This window comes from Limnothrix sp. FACHB-881 (assembly GCF_014698135.1).
Classification (GTDB): domain Bacteria; phylum Cyanobacteriota; class Cyanobacteriia; order CACIAM-69d; family CACIAM-69d; genus CACIAM-69d.
In genome coordinates this window covers 352,950-378,982 of record NZ_JACJSN010000001.1, presented here as the reverse complement: position 1 = coordinate 378,982, position 26,033 = coordinate 352,950, and the positions used below count along the sequence as shown (strand labels likewise).

At 57.7% G+C, this 26,033-nt stretch carries 19 protein-coding genes; 11 read left to right on the top strand and 8 right to left on the bottom strand.

Annotated features, from left to right (window positions below; all coding sequences use genetic code 11):
* Positions 1-152 precede the first annotated feature (152 nt).
* Complete coding sequence (locus H6G52_RS01625) at positions 153-1,211, top strand: agenet domain-containing protein (RefSeq protein WP_199312091.1); 1,059 nt, start codon at positions 153-155, stop codon at positions 1,209-1,211.
* Positions 1,212-1,436: 225 nt separating this feature from the next.
* Here the strand turns inward: H6G52_RS01625 and H6G52_RS01620 are convergent, their stop codons facing one another.
* Positions 1,437-3,041 carry a glucose-6-phosphate isomerase gene (locus H6G52_RS01620; protein WP_190353914.1) on the bottom strand — a complete coding sequence of 535 codons (1,605 nt, stop codon included), beginning with the start codon at positions 3,039-3,041 and terminating at the stop codon, positions 1,437-1,439.
* 202 nt (positions 3,042-3,243) lie between these two features.
* On the opposite strand from H6G52_RS01620, the gene H6G52_RS01615 reads away from it, so the two are divergent.
* From H6G52_RS01615 to fldA, 6 genes are all read left to right on the top strand, one after another.
* Complete coding sequence (locus H6G52_RS01615; RefSeq protein ID WP_190525981.1) at positions 3,244-4,401, top strand: GUN4 domain-containing protein; 1,158 nt, start codon at positions 3,244-3,246, stop codon at positions 4,399-4,401.
* Between the two features lie 117 nt (positions 4,402-4,518).
* Complete coding sequence (locus H6G52_RS01610; protein WP_190526201.1) at positions 4,519-5,649, top strand: branched-chain amino acid ABC transporter permease; 1,131 nt, start codon at positions 4,519-4,521, stop codon at positions 5,647-5,649.
* Positions 5,650-5,756: 107 nt separating this feature from the next.
* The gene (locus tag H6G52_RS01605; protein WP_190525979.1) at positions 5,757-6,935 is read left to right on the top strand and encodes a DUF58 domain-containing protein; all 1,179 of its coding nucleotides are present in this window, start codon (positions 5,757-5,759) and stop codon (positions 6,933-6,935) included.
* A 331-nt stretch (positions 6,936-7,266) separates the two neighbouring features.
* Positions 7,267-8,337 carry a chlorophyll a/b binding light-harvesting protein gene (locus H6G52_RS01600; RefSeq protein ID WP_190525977.1) on the top strand — a complete coding sequence of 357 codons (1,071 nt, stop codon included), beginning with the start codon at positions 7,267-7,269 and terminating at the stop codon, positions 8,335-8,337.
* Positions 8,334-9,839 (top strand): chlorophyll a/b binding light-harvesting protein, encoded by a 1,506-nt coding sequence (locus H6G52_RS01595; protein WP_190525975.1) that lies wholly within the window; start codon positions 8,334-8,336, stop codon positions 9,837-9,839. Before H6G52_RS01600 ends, H6G52_RS01595 begins: the two co-directional genes overlap by 4 nt.
* A gap of 391 nt (positions 9,840-10,230) precedes the next feature.
* On the top strand, positions 10,231-10,743 hold the full coding sequence (gene fldA / locus H6G52_RS01590) for a flavodoxin FldA (protein ID WP_099533419.1): 513 nt from the start codon (positions 10,231-10,233) through the stop codon (positions 10,741-10,743).
* 51 nt (positions 10,744-10,794) lie between these two features.
* Here the strand turns inward: fldA and H6G52_RS01585 are convergent, their stop codons facing one another.
* From H6G52_RS01585 to mrdA (H6G52_RS01570), 4 genes are all read right to left on the bottom strand, one after another.
* Positions 10,795-11,544 (bottom strand): glycerophosphodiester phosphodiesterase family protein, encoded by a 750-nt coding sequence (locus tag H6G52_RS01585; protein WP_190525974.1) that lies wholly within the window; start codon positions 11,542-11,544, stop codon positions 10,795-10,797.
* A 60-nt stretch (positions 11,545-11,604) separates the two neighbouring features.
* A complete protein-coding gene (gene lipA / locus H6G52_RS01580) occupies positions 11,605-12,531 on the bottom strand; it encodes a lipoyl synthase (RefSeq protein ID WP_190525972.1) in 927 nt (308 codons plus the stop codon).
* A gap of 201 nt (positions 12,532-12,732) precedes the next feature.
* A complete protein-coding gene (gene mrdA, locus H6G52_RS01575) occupies positions 12,733-14,589 on the bottom strand; it encodes a penicillin-binding protein 2 (protein ID WP_099533358.1) in 1,857 nt (618 codons plus the stop codon).
* Between the two features lie 810 nt (positions 14,590-15,399).
* Entirely contained in the window at positions 15,400-17,199 is a 1,800-nt protein-coding gene (mrdA, locus tag H6G52_RS01570) for a penicillin-binding protein 2 (RefSeq protein WP_099533359.1), read from the bottom strand.
* A gap of 815 nt (positions 17,200-18,014) precedes the next feature.
* Between mrdA (H6G52_RS01570) and H6G52_RS01565 the strand changes: the two genes are divergently transcribed.
* A complete protein-coding gene (locus tag H6G52_RS01565) occupies positions 18,015-18,353 on the top strand; it encodes a P-II family nitrogen regulator (protein WP_099533361.1) in 339 nt (112 codons plus the stop codon).
* A gap of 220 nt (positions 18,354-18,573) precedes the next feature.
* Here H6G52_RS01565 and H6G52_RS18330 read toward each other — a convergent pair whose 3' ends face one another.
* Both H6G52_RS18330 and ispD read right to left on the bottom strand, forming a co-directional pair.
* Entirely contained in the window at positions 18,574-18,861 is a 288-nt protein-coding gene (locus H6G52_RS18330) for a peptidoglycan-binding protein (RefSeq protein WP_199291406.1), read from the bottom strand.
* Between the two features lie 125 nt (positions 18,862-18,986).
* A complete protein-coding gene (ispD, locus tag H6G52_RS01555) occupies positions 18,987-19,670 on the bottom strand; it encodes a 2-C-methyl-D-erythritol 4-phosphate cytidylyltransferase (RefSeq protein ID WP_099533362.1) in 684 nt (227 codons plus the stop codon).
* A gap of 330 nt (positions 19,671-20,000) precedes the next feature.
* On the opposite strand from ispD, the gene H6G52_RS01550 reads away from it, so the two are divergent.
* Positions 20,001-20,960: a glycosyltransferase family 9 protein gene (locus H6G52_RS01550; protein ID WP_190526199.1), complete on the top strand. Its 960-nt coding sequence runs from the start codon at positions 20,001-20,003 to the stop codon at positions 20,958-20,960.
* A complete protein-coding gene (locus tag H6G52_RS01545) occupies positions 20,953-21,570 on the top strand; it encodes an HAD-IIIA family hydrolase (protein ID WP_190525970.1) in 618 nt (205 codons plus the stop codon). The genes H6G52_RS01550 and H6G52_RS01545 overlap by 8 nt, the downstream gene beginning before the upstream one ends.
* 48 nt (positions 21,571-21,618) lie before the next feature.
* Here the strand turns inward: H6G52_RS01545 and H6G52_RS01540 are convergent, their stop codons facing one another.
* Positions 21,619-23,109 (bottom strand): folate/biopterin family MFS transporter, encoded by a 1,491-nt coding sequence (locus tag H6G52_RS01540; RefSeq protein ID WP_190525968.1) that lies wholly within the window; start codon positions 23,107-23,109, stop codon positions 21,619-21,621.
* Between the two features lie 227 nt (positions 23,110-23,336).
* Here H6G52_RS01540 and H6G52_RS01535 point away from each other — a divergent pair, with 227 nt between their 5' ends.
* Positions 23,337-25,928 carry an ATP-binding protein gene (locus tag H6G52_RS01535; RefSeq protein ID WP_190525965.1) on the top strand — a complete coding sequence of 864 codons (2,592 nt, stop codon included), beginning with the start codon at positions 23,337-23,339 and terminating at the stop codon, positions 25,926-25,928.
* Positions 25,929-26,033: the final 105 nt, after the last annotated feature.

The window sequence follows — 26,033 nt, the reverse complement described above, 5'->3', positions numbered from 1 at the left end:
GTGCGGAGGATGGCTCGATCGCGCCCCAATTGCCCCTCAATTGCGCCGCCCGATCGCGATTGTCCTAAGTTCAAGGGCGGCCAAGAGCCGTTCGATCGAACCCAGTCGTAGCCTTATCCTCCCCACAGCATCCTCCTAGAATGCCCTTGACCATGGAATGGAATCCCGAAACAACTTGGATCTTTGCGGTGGGTTTGCTGGAGTGGCAAGACTCAGAAGCCTTCGCCCCTTTTCCTGATGCTGTCCCCAATCGGTCGGACGCGCAGTTAGTGGAATTTTTCCGCAACCAAGGTGTGCCTCAATCCCAAATTATTTATCTTCAGGATCGTCAAGCCACCCTCTCCGCCATTCAATCTAAACTGCCGGATTTTTTGGCCAGCACCGATGAAAATGCCCTCTTAATGCTCTACTTTGCTGGTCATGGCGGCTGGGATTCCGAATCGGGAGAACATTATTTTTACAATTATGATGCCGATGCGGAAGATACGGAAACCTATTGGAAAGTGTCCAGCATCTTTGATGATATTGAAGAAAACTTCAATGGTTCCCATGCCTTACTGATGGCGGACTGTTGCTTCTCTGGGGGACTGATTGATGAAGCCAAACGGCGGGAAAGCGAAATTGCTTACGCCTGTGTGACCTCTGCCTATGCCCACAACACTTCAACGGGCGCTTGGACTTTTACGGCTTCTTTGCTGAAGGGATTACAAGGAGATCCCACGGTTGATTTGGATGAAGATCGGGTGATTACGCTCTATGATTTTGCCCGCTACACGGAATTGGAAGTGGCATTCATTGAAGACCAAAAATCAATGTTTTTCACAACTCATGATTTTGATCCCCAAATGCAACTGTCACGAGTTACCGATCAGTTCGATCCCCAATTGGGCCGCCGGGTGGAGGTGGAATATGAGGAGGATTGGTATCGGGCAAAAATTGTGGAGGTGAGCGATTCAGACGGCGATCCGCAATACCGAGTGCAATACGTGGTGGATCAGTCAGAAGAGTGGGTCACGCCCGATCGCATCCGTCCCTACGAACCGGTGATGTATGACCTGGGAGCGGCGGTGGAGGTGCAGGATGAGGCGGGCGATTGGTATCCCGCAACAATCAAAAAGGCTTGGTATGGCCTGCACCACATTAGCTATGACGACTACGACGAAAATTGGGATGAGTGGGTGGGGCCCGATCGCCTGCGAGAACCGGAATAGGGCAGCGGGGCGCATGGTTGCATCAAGCCAAATTGGGAATTGATCGCCCAAAAAATCGGGGTAGTTTTGCATCTACCCCGACTCGCTTTTGGACATTAGTTGGGTATTAGTTGGACATTGGTTTAAACATTAATTTTGGACATTAATGTAAACCGGGAAATGGTTGAATTGCGATTGAATTCCGGCAACCGCAAACTCAGCAATGGATCAAGATTTCCCAAACACCTATTTCCAAGACACCTTCAGGCTGGCCGGTTGTCCAGGATTACCCACCAGCACCGGGCCGCGCCCATTGGCCGCCAAGTGCCGCAGGATCCAATAGATCGTTTCCACCTGCTCGATCGCCCCCACCTGCGTTGCCAACTCCGCAATCAACAGGGGTTCTCCCGCGTCTTGCAAGACCGACACCAGCCGCTTTTGCAGGGCCAAGATGTTGGCGGCGGCTTTTTTGCCGGCCTCAACGCCCGGTTGGTGATAGGCGTTGATGTTCACCAGGGAGGCATAGAAGCTCACGGCCCGTTCGTAGAGCGCAATTAGGGCCCCCACAATGCGCTCGCTGACGCGGGGAACCGTAATGGTGATTGACTCTCGATCATTGTCGTAGAGCGCTTGGCGCGTGCCTTGCAATAGCCCACTGAGGTAGTCGCCGGACTCGATCGCCCCGTCTTCCACCACCACGCCCGAGCCGCCATCTTCCAGCACTTCAATCAGGGTGGCGAAAAAGTTGGGAACCCCTTCGCGCAACTGCTGCACGTAGGCATGTTGGTCGGTGCTGCCCTTGTTGCCATACACGGCAATGCCCTGATAGACCAAGTTGCCATCTAGGTCGCGTTCCTTGCCCAAGGATTCCATCACCAACTGCTGGAGATAGCGCGAAAACAGCAGTAGCCGGTCTTTGTAAGGCAAAACCACCATGTCTTTTTCGCCCTTGCCTCGGCCCACGGAATACCAACAGAGGGCCAACAGGGCGGCGGGGTTGGTTTTTAGGTTGCGGTCTCGGGTGGCCTGATCCATCATTTGCGCGCCCAAGAGCATTTCCCGAATTTGGATCCCTTGGAGCGCCGCTGGCAACAGCCCCACCGCCGACAGTTCCGAGGTGCGGCCACCGACCCAATCAAACATCGGGAATCGATCGAGCCAACCTTCCGCGATCGCCCGTTGATCCAAGGCGCTGCCCTCACAGGTAATGGCCACAAAGTTGCGGTGATAGGGCAAACCGGCTTGGCCAAATTCCGCTTGAATTTCCACCATGCCGTTGCGGGTTTCGGGTGTGCCGCCGGACTTGGAGATGATCAGCACCAGGGTCGTGGCCAGGCGATCGCGCAGGGGGGAGCCGCCCGTGCTCTTGGACAGAATTCGATCGATGCCGTCGGGGTCGGTGTTGTCCACAAAGTGAATGGCCAAGGGCGGCTGATTGGGAGCCAAGGCCTCCGCCACGAACTGCGGCCCCAGGGCCGAACCGCCAATCCCGATCGACAACACATCCGTAAAAGGCTGACCGTTGGCCGTGAGCTGGCCGTTGTGGATGGCCGCCGTGAAGGTTTCGAGGCGGTCAAGGGTGTTGATGATGTCGTCTCGCAATTCCGGTGTTGGGGCCAAGTCCGGTTGCCGCAGCCAATAGTGACCCACCATCCGTTGTTCGTCGGGATTGGCGATCGCCCCCGATTCCAGAGCGGTCATGTCCCCAAACGCTTTCGCCAACTTGGGTTGCATCTGAGCCACAAATGCATCATCGAACCGCATCCGGCTCACGTCCAGATACAGCCCCAAGCCCTCGTGATAGTAGAGCCAGTCTTGGTAACGCTGCCACAATGACGCAGTGCCGGTCATAAACACTCCTTCTTATCGTCTTTTTATCGTCCCGATCGCGCCTTGAGTGTAGCCCAGCTCCCACCCCCGATCACGGTAACGATTGCATCAGACACCGGCCCCCCTGCGTCTGGGCCGAGAGCGCAGTTCCCGACAGTGCCAACCGGCTGAGTAGAATAGGGGCGGCAGTAGCATCCCCCTGCCCTCACCCCCCTTTTGACCCATGGCTGCTGTGCGTTGTCCTATCTGTTCCACCGAGTTGTCAGACACCGAAGTGCTGTGCCCAACCTGTGGTTGGGATAATTCCCCGTTACCGGAGGCGCTGGTGGGCACGGGGAGCGATCGGGCGACCATTGCCCTGTTGCGGGCCCGCGACCAGGTGCGCACCACTTGGGCCCGGGAGTTTTGGCAGCGATTAAATTTGGATGCCAAGTTAAACCACATTGAAGGCCAACTGAAACGGGCCCGCCAGGAGCGATCGCACCTGTATTTGGAACTAACACAACTACAAGAATCGCAAAAACTGCTGCTCCAAACCCTTTCGCCGGAATGGTTGGAAACGCTGCAACAGCTTCAGGGTCAGCTCCAGCAACAGATCCAAGCCCTGAAACAGAGTGCGGGGCCCCAAAGGTCACCACAGAAGGGATCACCACAGACAGGATCGCCCCAGGCAGGATCCCCGACACAATCCCATCCGATCGGGTCGGGATCCGATCCCTTGCCGTTTGATTTGGGCCCCTTGGACACAGCCGCCCTGCAAGACACGGGCAATCCGAGTTCGGCGGTCAATCCTGAACCAACCGTGGCAAGTCCCGATCGCAACGAAAATCCTTTCCACCTGCCGGAACATCGCCCTTCCGCCCCCATGCCGCCGGCCCACGGGCTGCCCACGGAGGAGGAGGTGACCATTTTGCAGTTTGTGATGCCCTCGCCGGGGCCAACTCCGGCCCCGGTCGATCGCTACGGGCGGCTGTCCCAGTTGTTGGAAGCGCAAAAGTGGCTGGAGGCCGATCGGGAAACCACTCGAATCATGCTGAAGGTGGTGGGCCGCGAGGGGGCCAGTTGGTTGCGGGTGGAAGACATTGAGCAATTTCCCAAGGGCGATTTAACCGAGATCGATCGCCTCTGGACCATCCACAGCAACAATCACTTTGGCTTCCGCATTCAGTACGACATTTGGCTAGAGGTCACCAGCCAAACGGCCAGCCCCGTGGAGGCTTGGTGTCGGTTTGGCGATCGCCTGGGTTGGACCAGCCAAAAGAGCCGTAACTTCAGCCTCAGCGCCCCGGCGGGCCATTTGCCTTACTGTTCTGCCGTGGGGGTTTGGTGGTGTTCGGGTCTGTTTCCTCAGGTGGTGAATGCGGCCTTGGGCAGCGCCTAAAGCAACCCTGGCCCGCCAGGCTAAACCAGCGCCTAAACCATCGATCCATCAGCTCCCTGCCCTACAATGGGGCGTGAAATTTGGGCTATTCCTACGCTGAGGCTCGATCGCGCCCCCATGATTGCTTACCTCACCTCACTGATTATCTTTTCAGGCATCTTTGCCCTCTTTGGTCTGGGTCTGAATTTGCAATGGGGTCTCACGGGCTTAATTAATTTTGGCCATGTGGCCTTCATGACCATTGGGGCCTACACCACCATTTTGCTGTCGCTTCAAGGTTGGCCGATTGTGCTGGCGGTGGCGATCGGGGCAGGGTTGGCGGCTCTGCTGGGCCTGTTGGTGGGCATTTCCACCCTGCGCCTGCGGGAAGATTACTTGGCGATCGTCACGATCGGGGTGTCGGAGGTGGTGCGGCTGGTGGCTTTGAATGAAGAGTGGCTGACCCGAGGCGCAAGGGGCGTTTATGGCTACCCGCTGCCCTTGGCCCAAGTGCCGGACGCGCCTTGGATAGCTCCGGTGGCGATCGCCCTTTGGACGGGCATCTTTGGGGCGGCGGGTTGGTCTCTGTGGCGTTGGTTCCGGCAGGCCTTGCGATCGCGCCAACAGGCCGCCCAAGGACAAGTCACCGGCACAACCCAACAGCCCCCCTCCAAGGGTCGCCTGGTGTTGGGTGGCATCTCGGCCCTATTGGGGCTGTTGCTCTATGGCTGTGGGGCGATCGCCCTTTGGGATTTCAACTACAAAGGCGGCTTGATGTTGCTGGTGGTGGCCGTTTTGGGTCTGGTCTATTGGCAACTGGAACAACTGGGCCGATCGCCCTGGGGCCGGGTGCTCAAGGCAATCCGCGAAGACGAAGAAATCGCGCGGGCCTTGGGCAAAAACGTGTTTTGGTACAAACTGCAATCCCTGATGTTGGGCGGCGCGATCGCGGGGGTCGCTGGTTCCTTCTATGCCTGGAATCTCACTTTCATTAACCCCGATGGCTTCATTCCGCTGATGACCTTCCAAGCTTGGACGATCGTGGTTTTGGGCGGTGCGGGCAACAATGCGGGCACGCTGTTGGGTTCTGTCCTGTTTTGGGGATACACCACCCTCACCCGGTTTGTGTTGCCGGCCCTGTTGCCCTTGGATGATGCCCGCTTGGGTGCTTTCCGGCTAATGGTCATTGGGCTGATTTTGGTGGTGCTGATGATGTGGCGGCCCCAGGGCATTTTGGGCAAGAAGGAAGAGCTGACCCTCGGCCAATAGGCGGATCTGGCGATTCGGGGCGATCGCCCTATGATGGGTTAATCAACAGTGCAAGTGATCTCCAGAGTCCAAGCTGCGATCGCAAGGCCCTGATCCCCCTTTCAATCATGTTCAAACTGCTGGCAACGGTGCGCCATCGCTGGGTTATGTGGCTGATGGGCTGGGAGACCCGTTTGGTGAGTCCTTCGTTTCAGGGGGCTTTGCTGGGCGCGATCACCCTGTTTCTGTTTGGGGCGGCCACCAACGCCATGGCCGGTTGGCTCTATGTGATGAGTGGGGTGCTGTTGGCGCTGATGTTGGTGGCGGCGGTGCTGACGGCGCGATCGCTCGGGGGCCTGAGCGCCAGCCGATCACCCATTCAACCGATCAGTGTTGATGATTTGGCCGTGGTGGAATGCCGGATCACCAACCATGCCCGATCGGCCCGCTCCCTATTGCAATGGGTCGATCGGCCACCGGCCCCCCTGCCCATTGCCAGCGGCTCGATCGCCCTGATTCCCGCCCAAGGCAGCATCACCATCCAAGCCCAATTTCGGGCCCAGCGGCGCGGCATCTACCGTTGGCCGAGTCTCACCTTGCGATCGGGTGCGCCCTTCGGTCTGTTTTGGCGACAACAGCCGATCGCTGCACCGGCCAAGTTGGTGGTTTATCCTCGAGTTTGGCCCCTAGCCCAATGCCCGATCGTGGATTGGATGGGCGAAGGGGATGCCCAAAACGCAGCGGGCGATCGCGCCTTACGTTTGGGAACCGAAGGCCTCACCCGCTCCCTGCGGCCCTACCGTTGGGGCGACTCCACCCGGCTCATTCATTGGCGCAGCAGTGCCCGGTTTGGGGAGCTTCAGGTGCGGGAATTGGAAACCGCCGCCACGGGGCCCGACCTGATTGTGGCCCTCGATAGTGCGATCGCCTGGGATCCCGAAGACTTTGAGCAGGCCGTGGAAGCGGCCGCCTCCATGTATGTCTATGCCAGCCGCTGTTACCTCGATCCCTTCCTTTGGACGGCGGCCACGGGGCTGGTGCGAGGGCGACAGGTGGTATTGGAAACCCTGGCCGGAACCCAAGCCGGGGAGCTAGCTGAACATGAACCGCCTTCCCGGGCCGTGCTGTGGCTCACTTCAGCGGTCGATCGGGTCAGTCAATTGCCCGATCGCAGCCGTTGGTTGTTGTGGTTACCCCCCAGCAGTGAGTTGACAGGCAGCCTGCTCGGTCGCCAGGCCCAAGGCCGCGTCATCTCACGCGATCGCCCAATTTCTGAGCAATTGCAAGCCGGCAACCATCCGCTTTAACTCAACGGTTTTCGCTCAACGGTTTTCGCTCAACCGTTCGCATCATTGACCCTTGATGGGGCGTGCGGCCGTACGCCCCTACTTCAGGCCGTCCAGAGCATCGGTTGAAACCGGCGCGACGAAACGGGGCGATCGTCAGCCGCTGGATCTCCAGCCGTTGGACTTGCTTGTTTAAATCTTATTGAAAATTATTCTTGACATTTTCCAAATCTTGATTCAGGCTTTATTGCTATAAAGTTTCAATAAAGATTCGAGAGTTACTCGAATCTGCACCGAATGGCGCATACCTGCAAAAACTGCAAACGCTGCAAGCTGTTGTTGGGAACTTCCTATGACTGTCACCACCACGCCGCCACAGACGGCGATCGCGATTCCTTGGTGGGCGGGGAATGCCCGCCTGACGGAACTGTCGGGACGATTGTTGGGGGCCCATGTGGCCCATGCGGGACTGATCGTGCTTTGGGCGGGGGCAATGACCCTGTTTGAGGTCTCCCGCTGCGATCTGAGTCGGCCGCTGTACGAGCAAGGCTTGATTTTGTTGCCGAACCTGGCCCGGTTGGGTTGGGGCCTGGGCAACGACGGGGCGATCGCCCAAACCGATGATTGGTTTGCGATCGGGGCGATTCATCTGATCAGCGCCGCCTTCCTGGGGGCGGGCGGTTTGTTCCATGCCCTCAAGGGGCCCGAACGGCTCGATCGCACCGGCTTTTTCAATTACCGCTGGGATGATGCCAACAAAATGACCCAAATTCTGGGCATTCACCTGGTGTTGCTCGGGTTGGGCGCTTGGCTGCTGGTGCTGAAGGCCACCACCTTTGGCGGTCTTTACGATCCGGCGGTGGGCCGTGTCCAGTTGGTCAGCGACCTGAACTGGGATTTGGGGCAAATCCTCGGCTACTTCTTTGGGGCCGGCGGTCGCTACTGGCTGGCCAGCGTCAATGACCTGCCCACGATCGTCGGGGCCCACGCTTGGTTAGGCGCAATCCTGATCGGTGGCGGCCTCTGGCACATCGTTTCGGAGCCGTCCGCAGTTGTGAAGCGCCTGTTTATTTGGTCGGGCGAAGCCTATTTGTCCTACAGCCTGGGGGCGTTGGCCCTGATGGCCTTTGTGGCCACCCTGTTTGTGTCCGTGAACGCTGTCGCCTTCCCCGAGGCATTCTTTGGCCCCACATTGCAAATCGGGTTTGATCGCGTGCCCTATTTCTTCAGCCCCGATGGCGCATTGACCTCCCGCGTTTGGTTGGCCAATGCCCATTTCTGGCTCGGCTTCTTTTTCCTGCAAGGGCACATTTTCCACGCCCTGCAAGCGGCTGGTGTGCGGTTTGGCTTTGGGCAAACCACCCCGGCCACTGCTAACACCGCTGATTCGTCCACTCAATCCACCCAGGAGGCTGCTGCATGAGCGCTGTGATCTCTCGGACGGCGGCCCCCGCGATGCCGCAGTTGGGCTGGTGGGCCGGAAACGGTCGGTTCGTGAACCTGTCGGGCAAACTGCTGGGGGCCCATGTGGCCCATGCGGGGCTGATTGTGCTCTGGGCGGGGGCCATGACCCTGTTTGAGCTGTCTCGCTACGACGCGAGCCAACCGATGGGGACTCAGGGGCTGATTCTGTTGCCCCACTTGGCCACCTTGGGGTTTGGCTTGGGGCCCGATGGGGCGATCGCTGACACCTATCCCTATTTGGTGGTGGGCATGTTGCACCTGGTCAGTGCAGCAGTGTTGGGAGCTGGCGGCATCTATCACGCCGTGCTGGGCCCCGAGGTGCTGCCGACCGATCGCGCCAACTTCAGTGGCTTCTTTGGCTACGACTGGCGCGACAAGGACAAAATGACCACGATTATTGGCATTCACCTGTTGCTGTTGGGATCGGGGGCCTTCCTGTTGGTGGCCAAGGCCATGGCCTGGGGCGGTCTCTATGACCCGGCGATCGGCTCGGTGCGCTTGGTTGAGCATCCCACCCTGGAGTTCGGCACGATTTGGGGTTATCTGGTCGGATCCCACGGTAGCCAAGGGATGGCGGCGATCGATAACCTCGAAGACCTGGTGGGTGGCCATGTGTGGGTCGGCGGTCTCTGCATCGCGGGCGGCCTCTGGCACATCCTCAGCCGTCCCTGGCTCTGGGTGGAGCGGGTGTTCTATTGGACGGGAGAAGCCTACCTGTCCTACAGCTTGGGAGCCTTGGCTTACATGGGCTTCTTCGCCGCCTACTTTGTGTCGGTGAATGATTTTGCCTATCCCGAAGTGTTCTATGGGCCCCTGGGCATCGTCACCCAGGACGGCACGGTGACCGCTCGGGGCTGGCTCGCAACTTTCCACTTTGTGTTTGCGATCCTGTTTTTGGCGGGGCATTTGTGGCACGCCCTGCGGGTGCGGGCGGAGGCCGTGGGCTTCAAGTTCGGCAGCGATAGCTTTATCCGGCCCGGTGGCGGCTCCCCGGAAGCGGGCACGTTGGACACACCCGTCAGCGCTTCCGATGTGACCCTGGCCCTGGTGCAATACCTGCCGATCTATCGCCCGAATCTGTCGCCCCTGTCGCGGGGTCTGGAAATTGGCATGGCCCACGGCTACTTCCTGGTGGGGCCGTTCATCAAGCTGGGGCCGATGCGATCGAGCCAATCGGCGGAACTGGTGGGGCTGATTGCCACCATGGGGCTGCTGTTGATTTTGTCCCTGTGCCTGTCGCTCTACGGGGCGGTGACTTTCCCGAATCGAGGCGATCGCTCCCTGGATCAATTCCGAGGCATGGCCAAGGCCGTGAGCGCGAATGCGGCTGTGCTGCCCGAAAACCTGCGGACGGCGGACGGCTGGAGCCAGTTCAGCGCCATGTTCTTGGTAGGTGGCATGGGCGGCGCGATCTTTGCCTTCCTGCTGTTGACCCAGGGGGCGGGCCTGTTGGCGCTCTAGGCGATCGCCCCGCGACCAGCCTGATTGGCCAGCATCGTTCAAACCGTTTTTTGAGTTTTTGATCCAAAAGTCAGTCATTTACAGAAATCGAAATCGGTCATGGAGGGCTGATTACGAGGACTGGGGGGATTCGGGGCTGCTCCGTCGCTGGGGGTGGCGATCGATCCCCTTTTTTCTGGTTGGGTGGGCATTTTCAGTTTATTAAAACTCTTTCTCAATTAAGAAAAGCTTGCTATGCTGCTATTGCTTATTTATTGAGAGTAAGTTTCATTAGATAAGCTTTCAAGGGTCAATCGTCAGTAACCAGCAGTGCATGGCGATCGCCCCTGAAGCGAGATCGGTACTCGGCCGGCCGACCTCAACAACCTCAACCTTTCAACGAATCGAACCTATGGCAACGATCGGACTGTTCTACGGCACGCAAACGGGCAACACGGAATCCTTGGCTGAAAAAATTCAAGCGGCCCTGGGCGGCGATTCCGTGGTGGATTTGCACGATGTGGCGGATGCCAGCGTCGAAGACTTTGCGCCCTACAACTACCTGATTGTGGGCTGCCCTACCTGGAACATTGGCGAACTCCAAAGCGACTGGGACGGCCTCTACGGAGAGCTAGACGACATCAGCTTTGCGGGCAAAAAGGTGGCCTATTTTGGCCCCGGCGACCAGGTGGGCTACGCGGACAATTTCCAAGACGCGATGGGATTACTGGAAGAAAAAATCGCCAGCCTGGGCGGCCAAACCGTGGGCATGTGGCCGATCGCGGGCTATGACTTCAGCGAATCCAAGGCCCAACGGGGCGATCGGTTCGTGGGGTTGGCGCTGGATGAAGATAACCAACCGGACTTGACCGATGAGCGAATTGCCACTTGGGTGGCCCAGATTAAGCGCGAATTTGGCCTGTAATTGGGCCAGTTGGGCCCTGAAATTCTGGGGTTCCCGTTGGGCGCTGGTGAGCTATTGACCGTCCAAGCCGATCGGGCTAGGAGCCGCCGCAGCCAGCCGATCGAACCGGGCCCGATCGGGAGCATTGGTGATCACGCCATCCACCCCCAAGCTCAGGGCCCGCGCCATTTCGATGGGATCGTCCACTGTCCAAACCCAGAGGGCCGCCTGCCGCGATCGCGCCAGAGCCACCACTTCGGGGGTGAGCTGGCCATGGTGCAACGACACCACCGCCACCGCCCCCAATTCCCGATCGAGCGCGGCCCAATCCAGCGGGTCAGCCGCAATCGGGCCCAAGGGCAACTCAGGCGCGATCGCCCGCACCCGTTGCAGCATTGCCCAATTAAAAGACGTGAGCGTGACCTGTGCTTGGGGAAACGCCCTCAACAAAGCCACCACGGCTTCCGGTAACTGGCGTTCGTGGCCATGGCATTTCAGCTCCAAATTCAGGGCCACCCGATCACCCACTTGGGCCAACACCGCCGCCAGGGTCGGAATCCGGGTTCCCGCAAACCGGGGACTAAACCAGGATCCCACCTCCAATTGGGCTAAGTCCGCAGCGGTCAGTTGATGGCTGGGGCGATCGACCCCGGCTAACCGCCGCAAGTTTGTGTCATGGAGCACCGCCAGTGTGCCGTCCGCCAGCTCCTGCACATCCAGCTCGATCACATCAACCCGGTCAGCGATCGCCTGTTCGATCGCCACCAAGGTATTTTCGGGAGCGATCGCGGAACTGCCCCGATGGGCAATGAGCTGCGCCATGGTTCTGGAGCGAAAGGATTCAATTTGAGGATTCAATTTGAGGAATCCGTTAACCGTTGCCTAGCCGACGGAAAGCGCCTCAGCAGGCTGCGGGCGCGATCGGGGATAACGTTCCATCAGCGATCGCACCTGTTCCGCATGGTAGGAACTGCGGGTCAGCGGCGAAGAAACCACCTGCAAAAAGCCCATGGCTTCCCCGGCCACCCGCCAAGCTTCAAACTGCTCCGGAGTCACAAAAGACTGCACCGACAAATGCTTAGGCGAAGGCTGGAGATATTGGCCGAGGGTCAAAATATCGCAATCCACCGATCGCAGGTCGGCCATGGCTTGTTCCACTTCCGCCGCCGTTTCCCCTAACCCAACCATGATTCCAGATTTGGTATACAGCCAAGGGGCAAGGGTTTTGGCGCGTTGCAACAGTTCCAAGGTGCGTTGATAGTCCCCTTGGGGGCGCACCCGGCGATAAAGACGGGCGATCGTTTCCGTGTTGTGGTTCAGCACCTCCGGCCCCGCCGACAGGATAATATCCAGCGCCGCCCAGTTACCGCAGAGATCCGGAATCAACACCTCGATCGTGGTTCCCGGCGAGGCCGATCGCACGGCCGCAATGCATTGGCGAAACTGATCCGCCCCGCCGTCGGGCAAATCATCCCGATTCACCGATGTAATCACCACATGGTTCAGCCGCATCCGGCGCACCGCTTCCGCCAGCCGCGTTGGTTCCGTGGGATCCAGGGCCTTGGGCTTCTTCTCAAAGTCAATGTCGCAATAGGGACAAGCGCGGGTGCAGGCGGGCCCCATGATTAGAAACGTGGCCGTTCCGGCATTGAAGCACTCGCCAATGTTGGGGCAGGAGGCTTCTTCGCAGACCGTGTTCAGGGCCAAGTCCCGCAAAATATCTTTGACATTGCCCACGCGCTCCCACTGAGGAGCCTTGACGCGGAGCCATTCAGGTTTTTGGGCGATCGGGTTGGAGTTTGGGTTCACGAGTAGTCCGGTTGGGTTTCACCCAGTTTTGGGGCACTGATTCATTATTGATTAATTAACACTAATCAATTAGAGCTAATCAATTAGGGCTAATTCATAAAGCTAATTCACATCGCTTCCGCGCCCAAGGGAACGGCGCAACCCCGTGGGCGGGACTGCCTCAACCGGTTTCTCAGTCGATCGGCCTTGGATTCCCAATGGCTAATCCTGAGATTGGCGATTGTTGCCGGTGGGCTGGTTGGCCGTTGAGGCTTGGGCAGTGTTGGATTTGCCCTTTTGGGGTTGGCGAGCCTTGGCAAAATAGGCATCAATCACCGATCGGGCAACGGGGCCGGCCACCTTGCCGCCACCGCCACCATTTTCCAAAAACGCCACCACCACGATCTCCGGTTTTTCATAGGGCGCATAGGCCCCAAACCAAGCATGGGTTTCCCGGGGCGGATCTTCCGCCGTGCCGCTCTTGCCTGCCACCGACACCGTGCCATTCAGGGCTTTGCCCGTACCCGCCGTCACCACACTGCGCAGGGATTTCCGCAACAGTTCCAAGGTGCTGGGTTTCAAACCCAAAGACTCCCGCTGCATCGGCGTGGACTGCACCAACCGGGGCTGCACCCGATAGCCCCCATTGGCCACGGCTGAAAACATAACCGCCACTTGCAGGGGGGAAGCTTGCACGTAGCCTTGCCCGATCGAGGCATTGACTGTATCTACCCGATGCCAACGTCCCAAGTCATTTTTCCGCTTCCATTCATCACTGGGAATCAGTCCCCTGGCTTCCTCAAATCGCAGTTCAATGCCCGTTGGTGAGCTAAAACCCAGCTTTCGGGCCCAAGTGACCAGGTTTTTTTCGCCCGCCCGCAGGCCTGCTTGCCCAAAAAAGGTGTTGCTGCTCATGGCCATGGCACTGATGAAGCTCATGGGGCCAAAGCCGGATTTGTTCCAATCCCAAACCCGAGTACCATCCACGGGCAAATAGGCATAGGTGGGCAGAACAGCATCCGGCGGGAGCTTGCCCGACTCCACCGCCGCCACGGTGGTCACCACCTTGAAGGTACTGGCGGGGGGATAGGCCTGCAAAGCTCGGTTCACGAAGGGATGGCGACGCTTTTGCAGGGCTTGCCAAGTGCGTTGGTCAATCTTGCGGGTGAAGATATTGGGGTCAAATCGGGGTTCGCTGGCCAGGGCCAACACTTCGCCGGTTTTGGGGTTCATGACCACCACGGCCCCGTTGCGTCCCCCCAAGGCCGATTCCGAAGCCCGCTGCAAGTCCACATCTAAGCTGAGGTGGATATCTTCACCGGGTCGAGCGGGGCGATCGTCCAGAATGTTGATCAGGTTGCCCTTGCCGTCAATTTCTACCCGACCGCTACCGGGCTGGCCCCGCAGGGTAAATTCCAGGGATTTTTCAAGGCCCATTTTGCCCACAATGTCGCCATAGCGATAGCCTTTGGCAGATTTTTGGGCCCGAAATCGGTTGCCTTCCAGTTCTTCCTTGCTGATTTCGCCGATGTAGCCCAAGACGTGGGCGGCCGTTTCACCGTAGGGATAGGAGCGGCTGGTTTCCCGTTCAATTTGCACCCCTTGCAAATCCACGCCATATTCCCGCAACCGCACGACCTCTTCGGGTTTCACGTTGTGCTGAACAGGAATCAGAAAGCGAGATTCAAAATCTAGATGATCGGCCCGGGCCTGGAGATCGTCTTCTGAAATATTGAGGGTGGTGGCCAGAACATTCCGCAGTCGGGGCCAGTTGGGCCGGTTAACCGCTGTGCGCCAAACGGAAACGGAGTGGGTGAGCTGGTTACCCGCGAGCAGGTTGCCGTTGCGATCGAGCAGGTTGCCCCGGCTAGGAATTTTGGGGATGGTTTGAATGCGGTTGCGCTCGGCCCGGGCCCGCAGGGCCTCACCTTCCATGAGCTGGAGATGCACTAGGCGCTGAGCCAGTCCCCCAAAGATCAACAGGGAAACCACACCCATCAAAATCCAACCTTGATTTGATCGCCCGATGGTGCGGCCATCGGTGTTGAGGCGATCGTACAGCGGTTGTAACAGCGTCATAGGATGATCGGCCGATGGAAAGAGGGAGCAAGGGGAAAAATCCCAAGCGGACAACAATCAGCAAGCGCAAGAGCAGTTAGCGATCGAACCAACAGGTGCAGGTCATGGGCCAACTGGTCTAGCTCTGAGCATCAACGCATAGGCTCGGGGTCAATGGCTCGGGGTCAATGGCTCGGGGCGATCGCACAGGGAAGAAGCAACGGGACGGGAAAAACAAAACCAGGAACACGACAACCCTTGGAATCCCAAAAATTAGGCTTTTGGGGATTTGATCGGGGGTTTGCTGATGGGCGGCGGGCGCTTAAGTGACCCATTGATGAGGGTTTCTGTTTGTCACCCATGCCCAATCGGCCGTCGCCCAATACTTTACCGGAAATTCTGAGGGTGACCAAACCAGTTTTGGGCATTTGGCGCGATCGGGTTCCGCAAAGACCTGATGGAACGCTGTTTTGTGGCTTGGGGCGCAGGGCTGATTAGGGATTCTGATGATTTGATGACATTAGGCTCGAAATTTTGAACCTGGGATTCTGATGATTTGATGACATCAGGCTCAAAATCTTGAGCAATTGCCTGAATTGAGCCTCATGAATGGATGCGAATCAATAAATTTAGGGGCGATCGGCTAGTGCGATCGCCCCTAAATCGTTGCTGAGTTGCTGAGACTGACCTGCCCTTAACTGTTCCGAGATCCAGGGACTACAGAAGGTTGGCCTTGAAGGATCCGCTCGCTGGAGTGGTCTTGATGGGTCTTGGGCAGGCTTTTGACAGGAGTTTCGTGGATTTTTGCGAATCTGCTCCTTGGTGAATCTGCTACGGATTCGCGGGCGGATTAGAGGCGGGCGGTTTTGGGCCAAAGTAAGCCTTGAACACTTCCTTCGCGATCGGGGCCGCCACAGCTCCCCCATAGCCAGCATTTTCCACAGCCACCGCCAGGGCAATTTGCGGTTGATCCACCGGGGCATAGCCCACATACATTGCGTTATTGGGGCCGCTGGGCACTTCGGCGGTTCCCGTTTTGCCAGCGCTGGGGGGCAGACTGGGATCATTGAGCACTTTGGCGGTTCCCTGACGCACCACCGCATTGAGTCCTTGGCGCACCACGTTCAGGGTTTCGGGTTTCAGGCCGATCAACTGGGGTTGAAAGTCCGATTGGCTGGTTTGGTTAGCCAACAGGTGGGGAACCACACGCTTTCCTCCATTGGCGATCGCGGAAACGACCGTGGCCAGTTCCAAAGGCGTGGTTAAGACCAATCCTTGCCCGATCGACATACTGACCGTATCGCCCAAATACCAGGGTTGACGGTACAGAGTTTGTTTGGTGGCCGGCGTGGGCAACATGCCCCGACTGCCCAACAGCCCCAACTTCAGCGGCTGACCAATGCCCAGGGCCTGGCCCCATTGGGCGATCGCCTCGGGGCCGGTCTTCATTCCCACCTGGTAATAGAAGGTATTGCTGCTGACTTCGAGGGCCCTGGCAAAGCCGATCGTGCCGTAGCCGCCGCCCCCATGCTCCCGAAACACCGTCCCCCCCAGGGACAGGGCCCCGGCAGTGCCCACCGTGGCATTCGGGCTATAGGCTCCCGACTCGATCGCCGCCACCGAAGTCACAATCTTGAACGTGCTGGCCGGGGGATAGCCCTGAAGGGCCCGATTCAACAGGGGGCGGCTGGGGTCTTGGAGTTGGGCCCACTGGTTTTTGGTAATGCGCTGGGTAAACCAATTGGAATCGAATGTGGGGCTGCTGGCCATGGCCAAAATGGCCCCCGTGCGGGGATCCATGGCCACCACTGCGCCGCGTCGTCCCTGAAGTCCCCGTTCCGCCGCCTGTTGCACGGCCAAATCCAGCGTTAACTGAAGGGGCTGACCCGGCTTCGGGGGCCGTTGGCCCGCCGGCCGCAGGAGACGGCCCTTGGCATCGGCCTCAATCCAGTCGTAGCCCCAAGTGCCCCGCAAGGTCGATTCTGCCAAGCGTTCGATGCCTGCCTTGCCCACGGTGGCTCCCATGGGCAAATCGGGGTTGTTTTTAATATCTTCGGGGTTGGCTTCCCCCAAATAGCCAATCACGTGGGCGGCGGTGGAACCGTGGGGATAGTCCCGCTCGGCTTCCACGCGCACGGCGAGGATGCCTGCTCCCGGATCCAGTTCTGCCAGCCGGACAAATCCTTCAGGGGTCAGATCCCGGGCCACCCGAATGGGCATATCACCCCGGCCCTGCTGACGCTGAGTGGCAATCTGTTGGGCAATGGCCGCAACGGGGCGATCAAAAATGCTTTCCATCGGCTTCAGGATCCGCTGCCACTCGGCCGGGCTGTGGCGCTGGGGCGACAGATACACGCTGCGGATTAAGCGACTCCGAGCGAGCACCTGGCCCTTACGATCGAACAGGGCCCCCCGATCGGGAACCAAGGGCAACCCCCGCAATCGATTCCGCTCTGCGGCCTGGCGCTGCACAGCCCCCTCCACCAGTTGCAAGCGACTGAGGCGAAACGCCAAGGATCCGATCAGCGCCGTTACCAAAGTCATCAAGACCAGGGCACGGAAGGTTTGGGTGCGATCGGGCGCGACCGATGACGGAGCAAAGCCGCCCCTACGAATAGATACCAATCCCATAGCAAGTGCAAGCCAGCAGGGCTACCGACGACAAAGGGCCATTGCTTGTCTGATCCGCACCCAACCCTCCCCCCTCGGGATAGGTCTTGCTCAACAACCGGTAACGAACATTACAAAACCCTGATGAGATCCAGTGCTAACTGTTAACCCAACGCAACCAGGGATATACAGCCCACTAGCCTGAGCGCCCCCGGCTTTTGATAGGCTAGCCTTAAAAATGCCAACCACTGTTCTCTGGCTCTTGCAGGTGGGCAGTTCCAGGCTTTAGCGTGGCCTGTACAGGCACTTGCGCCAACGTGCAACCTCGTCCGGTGGCCGAACTCAGGGGTCAAGCTCAGCACTTTCCAGCCTGCAAGGGTCAGCCTGTGGATAACGCCCCACGGCGTTGTTCATCTCTGATCTAGCTCAGCCGCCTGGCGGTTGCCCCGTTAGCCGGGTTGATAACCAGGTTGATAACCGGGTTAATAGAATGCCGATTTCGTCAGAGATATCGGTTTGTTGTGCAGGCCACGGCCAACCCTTCTATGCTTGGGTGTTGGTTGACCCCAACTGGGTTGCCAAACTGGGTTGCCAAACTGGGTTGCCAAGCTTGGTTACCAAACTGGGTTGCCAACTCCCAAGGAGCCAGATCCCTGGGGTGGTGATGGGGCTGCAACACCCAGGCTAGAACCGGGCGATCGCTGAGATTCTGTGTGCAACAACTCCGATGCAAACCCGATCCCAACCTGAGGATTTTGAGGTGTGCCAAGGGGAAAGCCACAATGGCCCAGTGATCACCAAGACCTATAACGAATGCTCAAAGGGAGAGACTAGCCTTGAAAAAGATTGAAGCGATCGTGCGTCCTTTTAAATTGGACGATGTAAAAATTGCCCTCGTCAACGCCGGCATTGTCGGGATGACCGTTTCCGAAGTGCGCGGTTTTGGCCGCCAAAAGGGACAAACGGAGCGCTACCGGGGATCGGAGTACACCGTTGAGTTCCTGCAAAAACTGAAGATCGAAGTGGTGGTGGACGACAAGGACGTGGATATGGTCGTTGAGTGCATCATCACCGCGGCCCGCACCGGCGAAATTGGCGACGGTAAGATCTTCATCTCGCCCGTGGAACAAATCATCCGGATTCGGACCGGTGAGAAGAACCTAGAGGCGGTCTAGGGCAACGTCACCGCACCAGAGAGGGGCACTCTAGCTCCTCCCTGGTGATCGATTGCAAGTGATGAATTTTGGATGATCAATTGCGGGTAATGATCAGATTTTGCGTCTGAATTACCAACAGCGGACTGTAGTGCCGTTTTGAGTTGACCGATGGGGGGCTGCTGGGCCCCGCGTCGGTTTTTGGTTGATGGGTTTTGGGGTGGAACGTGCTCGCGGCAATCTAGCGGAACGTGAAGCCCAAACGCTCCCAGGTGTCTGCCCCAACGATGCCATCGGGCGTGAGACCATAGGCGGATTGGGCCTGTTTGACGGCGATTTCGGTTTGGGGGCCAAACATACCGTCCGGTTGTCCCGCATCAAAACCGCGCATGTTTAATTCATGCTGGACGACCTGCACGAGGTTACCCCGATCGCCCAGTCGCAAAATATCACTGACCACTTGGTCGCTGGCCGGCACGCCGGAGCGTTCGGATTTAGCCGGTGGGTTATTGCTAGACAAGATATTCACCACTCCGAATCAACTGAAAGCCACTCCCACAATGGTCTTGAAGACGATCGTAGGGGGCTGCGATCGCTATGGTAGCGCTCGCTTTGGCGATTGCGGCGTTGGGTTGTTAGGTTGTTGGGGAACGGCTAGGGTTGGCGCTGGCGGAGGATGAACTCGGCGATCGCCAAGTCTTGGGGCGTGGTCACTTTCAGGTTGGTTTCTTCGCCCATCACAATTTTTACGGGCAAGCCGCACCGCTCAAACAGGGCCGCATCATCGGTGACTTCCCAGTTTTCAGCCAAGCCCCGATCGTGGCAGGCCTTGAGGGTGGCCACTTCAAAGCCTTGGGGCGTTTGGGCGGCCCAGAGGGTGGCGCGATCGGGCGTGTTGCTAACAATTTGATTCGCATCCACTTGCTTAATCGTGTCCTTGACGGGAATCGCGGCGATCAATCCCGGACAGGTGGCCAGCTCTGCCGTGCAGCGATCGAACAGGTCTGGGGTAGCCAAGCAGCGGGCCCCGTCGTGGATCAAAACCCGATCGGCTTCGGGGGGCAAGGCTTGCAGTCCGTTGTAAACCGAGGCTTGGCGGGTGTCGCCGCCCTGGATAAACACAACGGGCTTGGTCAGGTGTAGGTTTTGGGCGATCGCCTCGAAATCCGGCCGGTCGATCGGCTGACACATAATCCCAATCCAAGCGATCGACGGGCTGGCCTGGGCGGCCTTCAGCGTCCAAGCGAAGATTGTTTCGCCCGCTAGGTCGATCAGGAGTTTGTTGCGATCCGCGCCCATGCGCTTGCCGGAGCCGGCCGCCGGAATTAGGAGATACAAAATCGGTTTCCTAAATAATGTTGTGGATGTTGTGACTGAACCCAATGGGATTGGGCAGATCGCCCGATCAAGATTCAATCGACTTTCTCGGGAATTCGCAAGGCTGTGGATGGGACTGCCCTAAACCCTGGAGTTGATTTGGGCGATCGAGTTGACCCCAGAGCAGATCCTTCTAAAATTGAGAGCGATTCCTTGCCGTAGCAATTGGAATTCGCCTGCGAAGGCCTCGCGGGTCGAAACGCCATCGCTTGCTATCGGTCTTTCAGGCTTCATTTCACAGATTTCGATATTGTTTTACCGCCGCTACTTGGCAACCCCGCGAGTTTTATGATGCAGATCCTCGCCCTCGTACCTGGTGGCATTGGCGACCAGATCTTATTTTTCCCCGCCCTGACCCAACTGAAGCAGACTTACCCCAAGGCACAGATTGACGTGGTGGTGGAACCGCGATCGGTTGCGGCCTACCAAGTCTGTGCGTCGGTGCGCGACACGATCGCCTTTGACTTCAAGGATCGCAACAGCCCCGCCGACTGGGGCAACCTGCTGGGCACCATCCGCGATCGGGAATATGACGCGGTGCTGTCGCTGGGGCGGCGGTGGGCCGTGGGGCTGCTGCTGTGGCTGACGGGGATTCCCAAACGCGTGGGCTATGCAGCCGGCGGCAAGATGTTTTTGACCGATCCCGTGCCCCTGAACCTGGAGCAATACGCGGGCGATCTCTACCACGACCTGGTGCGCGGCTTTGGGATCACAGCGCCCCGGCCTGCCCTGTCACTGCAAGTGCCCCAAAAGGAACTGGCCTGGGCTGAAGCAGAGCAAGCCCGCTTAGGCATCAAGGGCCAGGGTTATTTACTAGTACATGGCGGTTCCAGCGCCATGGCCAAGCTGAAGGGCTTTGATAAGGTCTATCCGGTGGACTCTTGGAAGGCGGTGTTGACCAAGGTGCAGCAGGCCAAGCCGGAACTGCCGATCGTGCTGGTGAAGGGGCCCGATGATACGGATTTTGTGGCTACGTTGCAGACCGCTTGTCCGAGCCTGAAACTGGTGGCTCCCAACAACATTGGCCAGCTCGCAGCAATGACAGCGGGGGCGAATGTGATGCTCTGTGGCGACAGCGGCCCGATGCATATTTCCGTGGCCCTGGGCACGTACACGATCGCCCTGTTTGGCCCAACCGATCCCACCAAGCTGCTGCCGCCCGGTGACGATCGCTTCGTGGCCATCAAGTCCCCGACCGATCGGATGAGTGACATTCCCCCCAGCGCCATTTTGGAGAAGTTGGGTGTCTAGACCGGCAGTATTTCTCGATCGCGACGGCGTATTAAACCAAGAGGCGGGCTACATTCACCGCCTCGAAGACCTGCACCTAATCCCCGGCACGGCCCAAGCGGTGCGCCAACTGAACGAGGCGGGCTGGTTTTGCTGTTTGGCTTCCAACCAAGCCGGCCCGGCCCGGGGCTACTATCCCCAATCCCACGTGGACGCGCTGCACGATCGGCTCTGTCGCCTGCTCGATCAAGAAGCCGGAGCCAAGCTGGATGCGCTCTATTACTGCCCATACCTAAGCGGCCCCGAAGGCGGTAAGGATCCCGAATTCACCCGCTACAGCACCTGGCGCAAACCCAACACCGGAATGCTGGTCGCCGCCGCCTGGGATTGGGATTTGGACTTGTCGCGCAGTGTGATGGTGGGTGACAAGGCAACGGACATTGACCTGGCCAAGAATGCCGGTTGTACGGGCATTTTGGTGACGACGGGGTTTGGGGAGCAGGTGTTGGCGGGCAACTATCAACACGCGACTCAGCCGGATTTTGTGGCGGCTAATTTGCTAGAAGCGGTGTGGTGGATTTTGCGATCGCCCCGATCGTCCCAATTGCCCAACGGCTTTGAACGGCTTTGATGATTCAATCTCAAGCGGGCGATCGGGGGGAGATCACCCACTTGCCCCCTAAGCTTTGGAGCGATCGCGCCGATCGGGCTGCGGAGACATCTCCGGCATAAAGGTTGGCACCAGGTTTGGCTCCCGATGTTTCACGGCTGTCACCTCCGGTGGCAACTCCGATAGCTGGGCAGCGCCATCGGTTGCCTCATCCTGTGGTAACCAGCCCACCAACGGCAACGGCAACAGGGTTGACAAGTTGGCGATCGTCACCAACAACCACAAGCGATCGAAGTGGGTTTCATCCACCCCCAACCAATGGGTCAGCAGGGCCCCAAACTCACTGGACACCGCCCCCGCCAGGTTATAAACCGACATCAGCAGCGCAAACAGCGTCGCCTCCACCCCCGGCGGACAAAGCCGCGCCGACAGCACCAACACCGGCATGAAGGTAATTTGCCCCGCCACAGTCAAAATCAGGCTATCGCCCAAGCTAAACCAGCGGTCATCAATGCCCAAAGCCCGGTTGGCATGGGTAACCAACAGCAGCGTTGTCATTCCCAACGCCGTGGAAGCCAACGTGCTCCAGAGGAAAATCTTGCGGAAAGGCACGGTTTTGAAGAACCGCTGGAATGCCCAAACCCCAATCAAGGCCGCCACACTGGTCACCAGTCGCACCCGCCCCAAAAACTCTGGCGGAAACTGCAACTCGTTGGTGGTGAAGTAGAAAAACGCCGTATCCGATGAGGGCGTGGCCTGCCAGAGAAACAGAAACAACGTGGGCAGCCAAATCGCCTTTTGGGAAACTGCTTGCCACAAATCCCGTGCCTGCTGTTGAACCACGCTCAGGTCTGGGCGAGTGGTTAAAGGCGCTTCGTGGATCGCAAAGGCCCCAAAGCAAACCAGCAGCGGAAACATGGAGGTCATCCAAAACACCGTTTGGGCGCTGAACTGCTCCAACAACACGCCGCTGAGATAGGCCGTCAACAAGCCCCCCAGCGCCGAAACCCCCCAGCAAAGGGATTGCAGCGATCCGGCCGTGCCCGTGGACTCATTGCGGGCCCGTTCCACCACCAAAGAATCGGCAATCACATCGCTGACGGCCACGGACAGGGAAGACAGGGCAATGGCCAGCATGGCCGTCCAGCCCGTATGCACCACCGTGGCCATCGCCACCCAAGCCAGGGCCCCGCCAATGCCCGAGAGAATGAGGTAGGGTCGCCGCCGGTAGCCGAAAATAGGCAACCCGTCAGACATGAACCCAAACAGCGGTTTCACCATCCAGGGAATGGCCACAACCCCCATCAGGGCCGCCACTTCCGCCGGACTCAGGTGCAACTCATCCTTCAAAAAGAAACTGACGGCCAAACGAGCCAGTCCCAAAATGCCCTGCACCAGATACACCAGCAAAATGGCAATCAGTTCCGGGGTTGGCTCGTTGCCAAAGAAAAGCTTTTCAACGATCGCCGAGCGCAGACCAGGCGATCGCCCCGTTGGCGGATCCTGGGGTGCGATCGCGTCGGAGCCGGAACTGATGTTTTGGTTCGGTGCAATGGCCATTGATAAGTTTCTAGCAAAAAAACTTCATAATTCTAAGCCTCTCCATCATAGCGGGCTTCCCCGACCCGATCGGCAACCCAGCGGGCGATCGGTCTCGTCCGTCGCGCCAAGAGGCCCAAACTCAGTTCCATGAAATTAAATTCATATTGGGTCTGTATCTGTGGAATCTGTGCCGGTTGAGTCTATATCTGTAGATCAATAAGATTTTTCCTCAAGCAATGGGCAAAATGACAGTTTCGAAAAAGGGGGTTCATCCCCAAGGACTCAAAATTGTTTGCTTTATTGGGCTAATTATTTTGGGCTTACTCGGTAACTACTACCGAGCAAAGTTATTTTTAGGCGTTGATTTTATCTTTGGGAGTGTGGCCGCTCTACTGGCAGCACGATTCTATGGGCCCCTTTGGGGTGGCATTGCCGGGGCAGCGATCGGGAGCTATACCTGGGTGCTTTGGAGCCACCCCTACGCCATGATTATTTTCACGGTGGAAGCGGCCCTGGTGGGGTGGGTTCGCCAGCGCCATCGCCAAAGTTTGCTGTTGCTGGATGGTCTGTATTGGCTGGTGGTGGGATCGTTGTTGGTGGCTCTGTTTTATGGGGCCCTGTTGCAGGTGGGCGTTTTACAGGTGCAGCTCATTTTGCTGAAACAAGCCCTGAATGGGGTCTGTAATGCTCTAATTGCCAGCGGCATCCTTGGAATTTTTTCTTTTTTAGGACAGCGATTTCCACAAAGGTTTCAATCGGTTCGCTGGCCATTGCGGGATGTTTTGAACGATATTTTGGTAGCTTTTGTGTTGCTGCCGATTATGTTGCTCTTCACCCTGGATGCCAACCGAATGTTGGTGGATTTGGAGCGATCGGTCAGGACAGATTTACAACTGGCAAGTGCGCCAATCATTGAGCAAATTCGCAATTGGCAGCGACAAATTTGGGAAACAGCCACGGATTTTTCCCAACTCAAAGCGGAGTCCCTGACCGAAGCTCAGTTAATCACGGCCCTGGAACAGAATGTGCTGATTGATGGTCTTTGGGTGCTGGATTCCAAACTACGTTTTCTGACCCAGGCAACCAATAATCCTGATGTGTCTCTCAGCCTTCAGTCCCTATCGCAGTTGGAGCTACGTGAAAGTCAACCCAATCAGCTTCAAGCCTGGCGAATTGTGGCAATTCCGAAGGACAAAACTGGCGATGAGCATCAGCTTTGGTTGGTGCGGCCCTTAACCCAGGGGTTGGAGTTCACGGGATTTTTAATTGCCCATCTGCGGTTCGATCGATTCATTGATGCGCTCACGAGTCCGGTGAAAATTTACGATCAGGCGGTGGGCGCGGTGTTGGTGAATGAAAACCAGCAAGTGATGGGCAGTGTGAACCCCGCCTATGATCCGCAGGATGTTTTTAATCTCAAGCAACCGAAGGTTTGGGTGCGGCGACTGGGAACCGGCAGCACCGAGTTTTATCAGGTTTTGACCAACGATCCCGTTCGGCCGCCGATGGTGCGTGCTCGCCAGTCCACCTATTGGCTTGATAGTATCCTGCCGGGCGATTTGGGTTGGCATTTGTGGATTTCATTCCCCGCGCAACCCCACATGGATGATTTACAGGTGGCCTATAACCAGCGATTTGGGATTGTGATGTTGGTGGTCTATGGCAGTATGCTGGCGGCCTATTGGGTGAGCAAGGCCTTGGTTAAGCCCTTGCAAATTTTGGCAAAAATCACCACAGACCTGCCCGATCGCGTGAATGATCAACAAGATGTGGATTGGCCACAAAGCCCAGTTCAGGAGTTTGATCAACTATCAACCAATGGGCAGTTAATGGCCGAAAGTTTGCGGGAAAGATTTCTAGAAATTCACCAGGCAAATGAGCAATTGGAACAGCGGGTGGCAGAGCGCACGGAGGACTTGGAAGTAACCCTCAGCCAACTGAAACAGACCCAAACCCAGCTCGTTCAAACGGAAAAAATGTCAAGCCTGGGAGGGTTGGTGGCAGGGGTAGCCCACGAAATCAACAATCCTATTAACTTCATTGCGGGCAACTTAACCCACGCGGAAGAATATGTTCAAAGCCTGCTGAAGGCGATGAGTTTGTTTGACACGTTCTATCCAGACCCAGAGCCAACCTTGCGTGAAGCTTTAGAGGAGTTAGAGCTGGATTTCTTGGTTGAGGATTTGCCAAAGACTTTTCAATCGATGCAGTTGGGTGCGCGGCGCGTGCAGGACATTGTGCAATCGTTGCGGACTTTCTCTCGGATCGATCGAGCAGAGTTGCAAACGTTTGACTTACATGAGGGCATTGATAGCACATTAATTATTTTGCAAAACCGGCTGAAGGGCCGCTCCGATCGCTTGGCCATTGAGGTAATTAAGCAATATGGCCCATTGCCGTTAGTGGAATGCTACGGGGGACATCTGAATCAGGTGTTTATGAATTTGTTGGTGAATGCGATCGATGCGATCGACCTGCGGGATGCGGGCCGAACCCTTGCGGAAATGCGCCAAAATCCCAGCCGCATTGAAATCACCACGGCCACGTTGAATCAGCAATTGGTGATTGTTCGGTTTCGAGACAATGGCCCAGGAATGCCACCGGAGGTACGCGATCAAATTTTTGAGCCGTTTTTCACCACCAAACCCACGGGCAAAGGCACGGGCTTGGGCCTGTCCATTAGCTATCAAGTGATTGTGGAACAGCACGGCGGGGCGCTGACTTGCCAGTCCAGTCCCGATTGGGGCACGGAGTTTTACATTGAGCTGCCGATTTGCGGATCCAGCAAGCTTCAAAACACAATTCACCCGGGGCCCCGATCCACGGCGACGGTGTAGCCCGGTTCGATCGCCCTCCCCGATCGGCCATTTCTCCACAGCAGGCTGAAAAACCCTGGAAATCTTGCGATGATGGGGCTGATTTTTAGGCCTCGCTTCAGGAGT

What these genes read in the sequence shown, in the direction of transcription:
- H6G52_RS01625 (WP_199312091.1), top strand. Translation starts at nt 153, where the DNA reads ATGGAATGGAATCCCGAAACAACTTGGATCTTTGCGGTGGGTTTGCTG.
- H6G52_RS01620 (WP_190353914.1), bottom strand. Translation starts at nt 3,041, where the DNA reads ATGACCGGCACTGCGTCATTGTGGCAGCGTTACCAAGACTGGCTCTAC.
- H6G52_RS01615 (WP_190525981.1), top strand. Translation starts at nt 3,244, where the DNA reads ATGGCTGCTGTGCGTTGTCCTATCTGTTCCACCGAGTTGTCAGACACC.
- H6G52_RS01610 (WP_190526201.1), top strand. Translation starts at nt 4,519, where the DNA reads ATGATTGCTTACCTCACCTCACTGATTATCTTTTCAGGCATCTTTGCC.
- H6G52_RS01605 (WP_190525979.1), top strand. Translation starts at nt 5,757, where the DNA reads ATGTTCAAACTGCTGGCAACGGTGCGCCATCGCTGGGTTATGTGGCTG.
- H6G52_RS01600 (WP_190525977.1), top strand. Translation starts at nt 7,267, where the DNA reads ATGACTGTCACCACCACGCCGCCACAGACGGCGATCGCGATTCCTTGG.
- H6G52_RS01595 (WP_190525975.1), top strand. Translation starts at nt 8,334, where the DNA reads ATGAGCGCTGTGATCTCTCGGACGGCGGCCCCCGCGATGCCGCAGTTG.
- fldA (WP_099533419.1), top strand. Translation starts at nt 10,231, where the DNA reads ATGGCAACGATCGGACTGTTCTACGGCACGCAAACGGGCAACACGGAA.
- H6G52_RS01585 (WP_190525974.1), bottom strand. Translation starts at nt 11,544, where the DNA reads ATGGCGCAGCTCATTGCCCATCGGGGCAGTTCCGCGATCGCTCCCGAA.
- mrdA (WP_099533358.1), bottom strand. Translation starts at nt 14,589, where the DNA reads ATGACGCTGTTACAACCGCTGTACGATCGCCTCAACACCGATGGCCGC.
- mrdA (WP_099533359.1), bottom strand. Translation starts at nt 17,199, where the DNA reads ATGGGATTGGTATCTATTCGTAGGGGCGGCTTTGCTCCGTCATCGGTC.
- H6G52_RS01550 (WP_190526199.1), top strand. Translation starts at nt 20,001, where the DNA reads ATGCAGATCCTCGCCCTCGTACCTGGTGGCATTGGCGACCAGATCTTA.
- H6G52_RS01540 (WP_190525968.1), bottom strand. Translation starts at nt 23,109, where the DNA reads ATGGCCATTGCACCGAACCAAAACATCAGTTCCGGCTCCGACGCGATC.
- H6G52_RS01535 (WP_190525965.1), top strand. Translation starts at nt 23,337, where the DNA reads ATGACAGTTTCGAAAAAGGGGGTTCATCCCCAAGGACTCAAAATTGTT.